The sequence below is a fragment of the Herbaspirillum lusitanum P6-12 genome, assembly GCF_000256565.1.
GTDB lineage: Bacteria > Pseudomonadota > Gammaproteobacteria > Burkholderiales > Burkholderiaceae_D > Herbaspirillum > Herbaspirillum lusitanum.
Map to the genome: position 1 here is coordinate 1 of NZ_AJHH01000743.1, position 646 is coordinate 646.

Annotated in this window: 1 protein-coding gene; it reads right to left on the bottom strand. The window is 64.2% G+C overall.

All coding sequences use genetic code 11. The features are described 5' to 3' along the window. Positions 1 to 646 (bottom strand): efflux RND transporter permease subunit (locus HLUSI_RS30490; RefSeq protein ID WP_016836385.1); only part of this gene is annotated, 646 nt, incomplete at both ends.

The window sequence follows — 646 nt, forward strand, 5'->3', positions numbered from 1 at the left end:
GATCAGCAGGATGATGCCGATGATGCCGATGATGCCGAGGTCGTTGCGCGAAATCATCAGCGACAGCAAGGCGCCGACGCCGGCCGACGGCAACGTGGACAGGATGGTGATCGGATGGATGTAGCTTTCGTACAGCACGCCGAGCACGATGTACATCGTCACGATCGCCGCCAGGATCAGCCACAGCGTATTCGACAGCGAGGCCTGGAACGCCAGCGCGGCGCCCTGGAAGTTGGTCGAGATGCTGGCCGGCATGGCGATGTCCTTCTCGGCCGCCATGATGGCCTTGACCGCTTCGCCCAGCGAGGCGCCCTGCGCCAGGTTGAACGAGACGGTGGCGGCCGGGAACTGGCCGAGATGGTTGACCACCAGCGGCGCGGTGCGCTCGGTCACCTTGGCGATGCTGGAGAGCGGGATCTGGTTGCCGCTGGAGGCCACCAGGAAAATGCTGTTGAGTGCATCCGGTCCCTTCTGGAATTCCGGCTTGACTTCCATCACCACGCGGTACTGATTCGATTGCGTGTAGATGGTCGAGATCAGGCGCTGGCCGAAGGCGTTGTACAGCGCGTTGTCGATGGCGGCCGTGGTGATGCCCATGCGCGACGCGGCGTCGCCACGCTCGGGATCAGCGTGGCGCGGCCGTTGC